The organism is Frankia sp. CoWAU3 (assembly GCF_977971855.1).
The window spans coordinates 1-9,462 of the sequence record NZ_CDWWXB010000012.1; the positions used below are offsets into that span (position 1 = coordinate 1).

Genomic DNA, 9,462 nt, shown 5'->3' on the forward strand with positions numbered 1-9,462 from the left:
CGTCGAAATAGCGACAGGAAGCCTGGGAGAAACGCTGAAGCGCGCTCAGATCCGGGCGATACGAGAGGTGACTGAATGGGTAGCCCAGCAGAGATCCAGAGATGGGGAGAATCCCTCCGAGTAGCCGCCGCGAGCGCAGACCCGGGCCGGCTGGTGGCCCGGGTCGCGTTCGCGGGCCGGACCTCGACCGAAGACCAGCAGGACCCGACCCTGTCCCTGCCCCGGCAACTGCGGCGATGCTCGGCGGTCATTCCGGAAGACGCGGTGATCGTCGCGCATTTCTTCGACATCGAGTCCGGCCGCATGGACCTCTCAGCCCGCGGCCGGGGTAGCGCCCACGAGCTGTTCGACATCCCGATCCCGCGCGACGGCGGCATCCAGGATCTTCTCGCCGAAGCCGAGCGGCCCGACCGGCGGTTCGACTACGTCATCTGCGAGTCGATCGACCGCATCGCCCGGCGCACCTACTACGGCACCTACATCGAGCACCACCTGGAGAAGGTCGGGGTCCGCCTCCTCGCCGCCGACGAGCCGATCCAGATCGGCACGTCGGGCCGGCGCAAGGCCAGCGCGACCACCGTGCTGACCCGGCGGGTCAAGCAGGGCATCGCCGAGTGGTACGTCCTGGAGATGCTGGAGAAGTCCTGGGACGGGTTCGCCGTCCACACCGAGCAGGGCTTCAACATCGGCAAGCCGCCCTACGGCTACCGCGCCATCCAGATCCCGCACGCCGTACCCGCCAAACGTGCCAAGGGCGTCAAGAAGACCCGACTCGTCGCCGACCCCGTCCAAGGGGCCGTCGTCCGGCAGATCTTCGCCTGGCGCATCGGCGAACGCGCGAGCTACCAGCAGATCGCCGACCGGCTCAACCAGGACCTCGTCGCCCACCCACCGCCGACACCGGTCGACCCCGCCCGCGCCGTCGGACGGTGGACCATCTCCAACGTCCGGGAGATCATCACCAACCCGAAGCACACCGGCCACATGGTCTGGGGCCGCCGCGCCCGCAAACGCGGCCGGAACCGCGCCAACCCGGTCGAGGACTGGATCTGGTCACCCCAACCGACCCACGACGCCTACGTCACCCTCGAAGGCTTCGTCGAGGCACAGCAGATCGCCAGCCAGCACGCCAAGTCCCGCAGCGCCGGTGGCCGCAACCGCCACCCCCAGACACGCCGCCTCTACCAGCTGCGCAGTCACCTGTTCTGCGACCTGTGCGGCCGGCGCATGTACGGCAAGACGTCGAAAGGCGTCAGCTACTACGTGTGCGCTCCCAAACCCGGCTACGTGCCCGCCGGCCACCCGGCGGCATCCAGCTGGTGGGTCCGCGAGGAACCAATCGTTGAGGGCCTCAGCGAGTTCCTCGCCGAAAGGATCTTCGGGACGTACCGGCGTGACCTGCTCGCCAGCGCGCTGACGACAGGCACCGACCCCGACACCGACGACCGTGATCGACGCATCGCCACACTAGAACGCTCCCTCGCCACCAACGAGCGTCGCCGACGGAGCCTGATCAGGAACCTCGAACTCGTCGATGATCCAGACAACCCAGACCCGGACCTGAAGCACGACTTCGCGGAACGCCGCGCCGAGCTTCGAGCCGAACGAACCAAGCTCGAACGCGAACTCGACGATCTACGCGACCAGGCACAGAAAGCGACGAACCCGGCACTGCTCGCACTGCTGCCCATAGGTGCCATCGACCTCGCGTACCTACCAGACGAGATCAGCCGCCGGCTCTTCGCGGCCCTCCGCCTGGAGATCCGCTACAACCGCGACACCCGCACCGCTCGATGCAGAGTTACCCTATGTGGCGACACGGTGCGATCCGTGGCGGAGATCGGCAGTAGCATCGTCGGCTCCAAGCCTACCGAGAGGGAACACAGAGATGACCAAGGGAGAGGACCGAAAGTGATCAATGGGGAGCGGCGGCTTCCCTCCTTCTACTTGGTGCCCCCGGCAGGATTCGAACCTGCGCACCCGCCTCCGGAGGGCGGTGCTCTATCCCCTGAGCTACGGGGGCTCCGGGTCAACGCGGCATACGCTACCAGGACGGAACGCCGGATCGGGAATCCGGGTCGCCGTAAGCTTCCGGTGTGTACCCTGCCACCCCCCGAGTCCTCGTCGTCGACGACGACGCGGTGATACGTCAGCTCGTGGTCGTCAACCTTGAGTTGGAGGGCTTTGAGGTCCATACCGCCGTAGACGGCGTGGACTGCCTGGAGATGGTGCGCGAGATCGCCCCACAGGTGATCACATTGGACATCATGATGCCGAGGATGAACGGCTGGGACGTGGCCGCCCGGCTGCGGGAGGAGCCGGACACCGCCGCCATCAAGATGATTATGCTGACCGCCCGGGCTCAGGAGGCCGACGTCAAGCGTGGGATGCGGGTCGGGGTGGACTACTACCTGACCAAGCCGTTCGACCCGGACGAACTCATCGGTGTGGTCCAGCGGCTGGCTGCGGGCCAGCCGGTCTGACCCGGCGCCGATAACATCGCCGTCATGACCCCCGCCGATCTCGCTGACGCCATCGTGACGGCCATCGGCCGCGCGGTCGCGGACGGCGACTTGGACGTGACTGTGCCGACCGCCGTCACGGTGGAGCGGCCGAAGACGCCCGAGCACGGGGACTACGCCTCCCCGGTCGCGCTCCAGCTTGCCAGGGCCGCCCGTCGTCCGCCGCGCGCCGTCGCGGAGACGTTGGCCCGGCGGCTCGCTACCGACAGCGAGCTCGCCGCCGTGGACGTCGCCGGCCCGGGGTTCCTCAACTTCCGGCTGGCCGACGCCGCCCTCGGAGAGATCGCCCGCACGGTGGTGTCGGCCGGTGACCGGTACGGCTGGGCGGTCAGGCCACGAGGTGTCCGGGTCAACCTGGAGTTCGTCAGCGCGAACCCGACCGGCCCGGTGACGCTGGCCTCGGCGCGCCGGGCGGCCGTCGGGGATGCCCTGGGGCGCATCCTGCCCGCGGCCGGGTTCGAGGTGGGCACGGAGTACCACGTGGGCACGGAGTACCACTACGACCGCGGGGCGTCCGAGCAGGCCCTGCACGACCTGGTCGACGCGGCCGGGGCCGGCGCGGCGCGGTACTGGCTGGTCCGGTCTTCGCCGGATTCGGCGCTCGATCTGGATCTGGACCTGATGGCCCGCCAGACCAGTGACAACCCGGTCTTCTACGTGCAGTATGCCCACGCGCGGATCAGCTCGCTGCTGCGCGACGCCGAGTCCCTGGGCCTCACGGCCGCGACCGAGCCGGTCGACGTCGCCCTGCTGACCCAGCCGCGGGAGGGTGAGCTGCTGCGCGCGCTCGGCGAGTTCCCCCGAGTGATCGAGTCCGCCGCGAGGCTGCGTGGCCCCCATCGGCTCGCCCGCTATCTCGAGGAACTTGCCGGGGTCTACTACCGGTTCTACGACTCCTGCCGGGTGCTTCCGCAGGGCGACGCCGAGCCCGGTCCGGCCACCGGCGCGCGGCTGATGCTCGTGGCGGCGACCCGGGTGGTGTTCGCGAACGGCCTGGGACTGCTCGGGGTCAGCGCCCCCGAGCGGATGTGACGAGCGGTCGGTCCGGGCGTCCGGGCGGGTTCGGGAACGAGCCGGTTGGAAAGCGTGAAACAGGCGGCATGAGGCAGGCAGAGGCGAGATGAGCGAGATCGACAGCCCGGCGGTGGTGCCGTTGGAGGAGAAGCCGTTGGAGGAGAATCTGTGGCCGGCCACGGCCCGGCTGGACGCCGACGGTGTGCTGCGAATCGGTGGGATCCGGGTTAACGAGCTGGCCGCCGAGTTCGGCACGCCGGCCTTCGTTCTCGACGAGGCCGACTTCCGGGCCCGGTGCGCGGCTTGGCGGCGGGCGTTCGCCGAGTGTGACGTCTACTACGCGGGCAAGGCCTTTTTGTGCCGCACGATCGCTCGCTGGGTGGATGAGGGGGGTCTGAATCTCGACGTCTGTACGGGCGGGGAGCTTGCGGTGGCCCGCTCGGTCGGCTTCCCGGCGGATCGACTGCTCTTCCACGGCAACAACAAGTCCGTCGCGGAACTGCGGGCGGCCGTCGGCTATGGCGTCGGGCGGATCGTCGTCGACTCCTTCGCCGAGATCACCCGCCTGGCAGCCGTCGCAGCCGAGGCGGGCGTGCGCCAGCGCGTGCTGATCCGCGTCACCCCGGGCGTGGAGGCGCACACACATCACTACGTCTCCACCGGGCAGGAGGACCAGAAGTTCGGGTTCTCGCTGGCCGGCGGGTCGGCGGCCGAGGCGGTGGAACGCGTGCTCGCGGCCGCCGGCTCCCTCGAACTCGTCGGCCTGCACGCGCACATCGGCTCGCAGATCTTCGACACGGCCGGGTTCGGCCTGGCGGCGCACCGCCTGGTGGGCCTGCTCGCGCGCATCCGCGACACCCACGACCTCGAACTGCCCGAGCTCGACCTCGGCGGTGGCCTCGGCATCGCCTACACCGGCGAGGACGCCCCGCTGGAGGTCACCGACGTCGCCGAGCGGCTGACCGCCGTGGTCGGCAAGGAGTGCGCCGCCGCGGGCCTGACCGTCCCGCGCCTCGCGGTGGAACCGGGACGGGCCATCGTCGGATCGACGACGGTGACCCTCTACGAGGTCGGCACTGTCAAGGAGCTGCCCGGGCTGCGCACCTTCGTCAGCGTGGACGGCGGCATGAGCGACAACATCCGCACGGCGCTCTACGACGCCCGCTACACCGCCCGGCTGGTCTCCCGGACCGGTTTGGCCACGACGCACGTCGTCACGATCGTCGGCCGGCACTGCGAGTCCGGGGACGTCGTCGCCCACGACGTGCCGCTGCCCGACGACGTCCGGCCCGGTGACCTGCTGGCCATTCCCGCCAGCGGCGCCTACCACCGGTCGATGGCCAGCAACTACAACCACGTGGCGCGGCCACCGGTGATCGCCGTGCGCGACGGCGCGGCCCGGATCATCGTCCGGCGGGAGACCGAGGACGACCTGCTGCGCCTGGACGTCGATCCGGGCGTGAAGGTCGAGCCGGGCGCCGACCCGGCCTCCCCGGAGGTGGCGTGGTGAGGATCGCGTTGCTCGGCTGTGGGGTCGTCGGCAGCGAGACCGTCCGGCTGTTGCAGGCCAACGCCGCCGATCTCGCCGCCCGGGTCGGGGCTCCCCTGGAGCTCGCCGGGATCGCGGTGCGCAGGCCGGGCCGCGCCCGCGCCCTCGACGCGGATCCGGCGCTGTTCACCGGGGATGCGGCGGGCCTCGTCGCCCGGGACGACGTCGACATCGTGATCGAGCTTGTCGGCGGCATCGAGCCGGCCCGCTCCTGGCTGCTGTCCGCCCTGCGGGGGGGTAAGTCGGTGGTCACCGCGAACAAGGCCCTGTTGGCCTCGGACGGCGCGACGCTGCACGACGCGGCCGCCGCGGCCGGCACCGATCTCTACTACGAGGCCGCCGTGGCCGGGGCCATCCCGCTGATCCGCCCGCTGCGCGAGAGCATGGCCGGGGATCGTGTGCACCGGGTGCTCGGCATTGTCAACGGGACGACCAACTTCGTGCTGACCCGGATGGACGAGATCGGCGCGTCGTTCACCGAGGCGCTCGCCGAGGCCGGGGCGCTCGGATACGCCGAGGCCGATCCCTCCGCCGACATCGATGGGTTCGACGCGGCCGCGAAGGCGGCCATCATGGCCCAGCTGGCCTTCCACTCCCGGGTAACGATCGACGACGTCTACCGGGTCGGCATCGGTGAGATAACCACCGCCGACATCGCCAGCGCCCGGGAGCTCGGTTGCACCGTGAAGGCACTCGCGGTGGCGGAACGCTCGGCCGAGACCGAGGGGATCAGCGTGCGGGTCCACCCGGCGATGATCCCGCGCACCCACCCGCTGGCCGGGGTGCGGGAGGCCTTCAATGCGGTGTTCGTCGAGTCCGAGGCGGCGGGCCAGCTGATGTTCTACGGCCAGGGCGCCGGCGGGGCGCCGACCGCCTCGGCGGTGCTCGGGGATGTGGTCGCGGTCGCGCGCAACCGTATCGCTGGCCGTCGCGGCCCTGGTGAATCGTCCTACGCCGCGCTGCCTGTGCTGCCGATGGGCCGTACCGTGACGAGGTATCACGTGAATCTCGACGTCACCGACAAGACCGGCGTGCTCGCGACGGTCGCTGGGGCGTTCGCGCGTCACGATGTGTCTATCAGGAGCGTTCGTCAGGACGGCCGCGGCGACGACGCGAGCCTCGTCCTGGTGACGCATGCCGCCCCGGACGCGGCACTGTCCGCCACCGTCGAGGAGCTCCGCGGCCTCGCCGGTGTCCGGGCGGTGTCCGGCGTGATGCGGGTTGAGGGAGGTGAGCCGTGACCACGACGTCATCCACACCGCTCGCGGACGAGCCGGCCGTGCCGGTGCTGTCCGCGGCGCCCGATCGGCCGCACCGGCCGTGGCAGGGAATCATCGAGGAGTACCGGGACCGTCTGCCGATCGCACACGACACGCCCGTCATCACGTTGCGTGAGGGTGGGACGCCCCTGCTGCCCGCGGCACACCTCTCCGACCTCACTGAATGTGAGGTTCATCTCAAAATCGAAGGGGCGAATCCGACTGGGTCCTTCAAGGACCGCGGGATGACGGTGGCCATCAGCCGGGCTGTCGGCGCCGGTTCCCAGGCTGTCATCTGCGCGTCCACCGGCAACACCTCGGCGTCGGCCGCTGCCTACGCGGCCCGCGCCGGCATCACCTGCGCGGTGCTGGTGCCCAGCGGAAAAATTGCCCTGGGCAAGCTCGCCCAGGCGCTTGTCCACGGGGCCCGGCTGCTGCAGCTCGACGGCTCCTTCGACGACTGCCTGCGGGTGGCGCGCGAACTCGCCGACACCTCGCCGGTCACCCTGGTCAACTCGGTGAACCCCTTCCGTCTCGAGGGGCAGAAGACGGCGTCCTTCGAGATCGTGGAGGCGCTCGGCCGGGCCCCGGACGTCCACTGCCTGCCGGTCGGCAACGCCGGCAACATCACCGCTTACTGGCGGGGCTACCTCGAGGAGAACAACCGGATCGCCAGCGGCCACCCGCGGATGTGCGGTTTCCAGGCAGCGGGTGCCGCGCCCATCGTGCGGGGCGAGGTGGTGACCTCGCCGCAGACGATCGCCACGGCGATCCGCATCGGCAACCCGGCGTCGTGGGATCTCGCCGTCGAGGCGAGAGAGGCCTCCGGTGGTCTGATCGACGCCGTGAACGACCGGGAGATCCTCGCCGCCTACCGCTTGCTGGCCCGCAAGGAGGGCGTCTTCGTGGAGCCTTCCAGCGCCGCCAGCGTCGCGGGCCTGCTGAAGGCACGGGCGGGCGGCCGGATTGAACCCGGCGAGCAGGTCGTGTGCACTGTCACGGGCAACGGGCTCAAGGACCCCGACTGGGCGATCAGCGGCGCGGCCCGGCCGGAAACGATCCGCCCGACCGTCGCGGGCGCCGCCGAGGCACTGGGGCTGCAGCGCTCGTGACCACTCGGTCCTCCCCGCGCCCAGGCGGGACGGCGGCCTTCGCCGAGCGGGTCGGCCGGTCCGGGCCGGTCACCGCGGCCGACGGCGTGTCGCGGTGGGTCCGGGTCCGGGTACCGGCGACCAGCGCGAATCTCGGCCCCGGCTTTGACACGTTCGGCCTGGCATTGGGCCTGTACGACGAGGTCGATGTCGAGACGACCCGATCCGGTCTCACCGTTGACGTCGTCGGCACGGACGTCGTCGCCCGGGACGAGACGCACCTCGTGGTCCGGGCGATCCGGGCGACCTTCGACACCCTCGGCCGGGCGCAGCCCGGTCTCGCGTTGCACTGCGTCAACCGGATCCCGCACGGCCGCGGGCTGGGATCCTCGGCCGCGGCGATCGTCGCCGGGGTCGCCGCCGCCGCCGCGCTCGCGCAGCCGGACCTCGGGCCCGCCTTCGAGACCGGCGCCGCCTTCGAGGCCGGCGCGGACTCCGTGTCCGCGCCCGATGACGCACCCGAGCCGGATCCGGTGTCCAGAGCCGCGTCGGGAGCCGGCTTCTTCGGGCCCGCGGGCATGCTGCGGCTCGCCAGCGCCATCGAGGGGCACCCGGACAACGTCGCCGCGGCGCTGAGCGGGGGCTTCACCGTTGCGTGGCAGGACGGCGACGGTGCCCGGTCCCTGCGCGTCGATCCCTTCGCCGAGCTGAGACCCGTGATCTTCATCCCCGCGATACGGCAGTCGACCGAGCAGTCGCGCGGGGCGCTGCCGAGCGGCGTTCCGTTCGCCGACGCCGCCCGCAACCTCGGTCGGGCCGCGCTGCTGGCGTTGACGATGTCGGCAGCCGAGCCGGCCGCCGGGCAGCCGTCCCGACGTGCCGAGGCACTCCTGCGTGCCACCGAGGATCTGGTGCATCAGCCCTACCGGTTCCCCGGCGTCCCGGCGTCGGCGGACCTCGTCGGTCGGCTGCGCGGCGGGGGGATCGCGGCGGCCCTGTCCGGTTCGGGGCCATCCGTCATCGCCCTCGCCGTCGGTGGTGAACAGGCCGCGGCGGCGGTGGACGTGGCGGGTGCCGGGTTCTCCGTCGCCCCGCTGCCGGTGGACAGACACGGTGCACGCGTCATCCGATGTCGATCCGCAGCGCCATGACCCCGTTGCCCGCGGTGGGATCCGCTGCGACGGCTGGCGCTGTGAGCTCCCGATGCGCGGTTGTGTGTCACATCGGGAAGTCCTGACGTCTCAAGGTTGTTGCCGAGGTGTCTGCCGCTGGATAGTCTGGTGACTGCACCCGCTGCCACCGTGGCGCGTGCTCGCTCCCGCCGTGCCGCTCTGGTCTCGCCAGGTGGAACATGGTTCGGGACTCCGGTGTATAAGCTTCGTCGTCGTTGCCTCGGCTCCACACCGGCACTCCCAGGCGGGATCGGCGAGTTCGCTCGCGGCAGTCGGCCGCTGGCGCCGTACACGGGCGCGATGCTTGCCCATTCGGTGCTGTATACCCCTTCACCCGGCATGCGTGCAGGCGAAGAAGGTCCACAAGCAACGCCCGGCTCACCGGGAGCCAGTTCCTTCAGGGAAGGAAAACCTTGAGCGACACCACCAACGTGCTGCCGCAGAGCGCACGTGAGTCTGCGCCGCCCGTGACGCCTGCATCCCCCCGGGAGAGTGACCCGGCGGCGAGCACCTCGTCCGCAGACGCCATCTCGGCTGAGCCCACCGGGAACGGTGACTCGCGCGCAGGCCGTATCACCCGGACCGCTCTCGCCGCACCTTCTCCGGCCGGAGAAGGTGCGGCCGTGACCCGACGCCGCCGGCAGGGCACCGGTCTGTCCGCTATGCTGCTCCCCGAGCTGCAGGCCATGGCCTCGTCCCTGGGGATCCAGGGCGTGGGCCGGCTGCGCAAGGGCCAGCTCATCGCCGCGATCCAGAACGTGCAGAACAACGAGTCCGCGGCCGTGACGCCCGTCGCGGCAGCCCCAGCGACTTCTTCGGCCCCCGCGGCTTCTTCGGCCCCCGCGGCCCCCACGG

9 protein-coding genes, 1 tRNA gene and 1 pseudogene are annotated in these 9,462 nt (G+C 70.9%); 8 read left to right on the forward strand and 3 right to left on the reverse strand.

The window, feature by feature from the left end; genetic code table 11:
• Nucleotides 1-312: 312 nt before the first annotated feature.
• Nucleotides 313-888 (reverse strand): hypothetical protein, encoded by a 576-nt coding sequence (locus AC08ON_RS02615; protein WP_476606308.1) that lies wholly within the window; start codon nt 886-888, stop codon nt 313-315.
• Between AC08ON_RS02615 and AC08ON_RS02620 the strand changes: the two are divergent.
• Nucleotides 826-1,062 (forward strand): annotated as a pseudogene (locus AC08ON_RS02620) (recombinase family protein); the annotation flags it as partial. The gene AC08ON_RS02615 and the pseudogene AC08ON_RS02620 sit on opposite strands and share 63 nt — an antisense overlap.
• Here the strand turns inward: AC08ON_RS02620 and AC08ON_RS02625 are convergent.
• Nucleotides 1,054-1,200: a hypothetical protein gene (locus AC08ON_RS02625; protein ID WP_476606307.1), complete on the reverse strand. Its 147-nt coding sequence runs from the start codon at nt 1,198-1,200 to the stop codon at nt 1,054-1,056. The pseudogene AC08ON_RS02620 and the gene AC08ON_RS02625 sit on opposite strands and share 9 nt — an antisense overlap.
• Nucleotides 1,201-1,948: 748 nt before the next feature.
• Nucleotides 1,949-2,023 (reverse strand) — tRNA-Arg (locus AC08ON_RS02630).
• 73 nt (nt 2,024-2,096) lie between these two features.
• Here AC08ON_RS02630 and AC08ON_RS02635 point away from each other — a divergent pair.
• The 7 genes from AC08ON_RS02635 to AC08ON_RS02665 form a co-directional block, all read left to right on the forward strand.
• A complete protein-coding gene (locus tag AC08ON_RS02635) occupies nt 2,097-2,483 on the forward strand; it encodes a response regulator transcription factor (RefSeq protein WP_011438104.1) in 387 nt (128 codons plus the stop codon).
• A 24-nt stretch (nt 2,484-2,507) separates the two neighbouring features.
• The gene (locus AC08ON_RS02640; RefSeq protein WP_476606306.1) at nt 2,508-3,554 is read left to right on the forward strand and encodes a DALR anticodon-binding domain-containing protein; all 1,047 of its coding nucleotides are present in this window, start codon (nt 2,508-2,510) and stop codon (nt 3,552-3,554) included.
• Nucleotides 3,555-3,642: 88 nt separating this feature from the next.
• Nucleotides 3,643-5,046, forward strand: a complete 1,404-nt coding sequence (lysA, locus tag AC08ON_RS02645; protein ID WP_476606305.1) for a diaminopimelate decarboxylase — start codon at nt 3,643-3,645, stop codon at nt 5,044-5,046.
• Complete coding sequence (locus AC08ON_RS02650) at nt 5,043-6,326, forward strand: homoserine dehydrogenase (protein ID WP_476606304.1); 1,284 nt, start codon at nt 5,043-5,045, stop codon at nt 6,324-6,326. Before lysA ends, AC08ON_RS02650 begins: the two co-directional genes overlap by 4 nt.
• Complete coding sequence (gene thrC / locus AC08ON_RS02655) at nt 6,323-7,456, forward strand: threonine synthase (protein WP_476606303.1); 1,134 nt, start codon at nt 6,323-6,325, stop codon at nt 7,454-7,456. The genes AC08ON_RS02650 and thrC overlap by 4 nt, the downstream gene beginning before the upstream one ends.
• The gene (locus AC08ON_RS02660) at nt 7,453-8,586 is read left to right on the forward strand and encodes a homoserine kinase (protein ID WP_476606302.1); all 1,134 of its coding nucleotides are present in this window, start codon (nt 7,453-7,455) and stop codon (nt 8,584-8,586) included. The genes thrC and AC08ON_RS02660 overlap by 4 nt, the downstream gene beginning before the upstream one ends.
• 488 nt (nt 8,587-9,074) lie before the next feature.
• Nucleotides 9,075-9,462: Rho termination factor N-terminal domain-containing protein (locus AC08ON_RS02665; RefSeq protein WP_476616401.1), on the forward strand; the 388-nt coding region annotated here is incomplete at its 3' end.

Bases quoted from the DNA above. Each gene is read 5' to 3' on its own strand.
- AC08ON_RS02640 (WP_476606306.1), top strand. From the start codon at position 2,508: ATGACCCCCGCCGATCTCGCTGACGCCATCGTGACGGCCATCGGCCGC.
- lysA (WP_476606305.1), top strand. From the start codon at position 3,643: ATGAGCGAGATCGACAGCCCGGCGGTGGTGCCGTTGGAGGAGAAGCCG.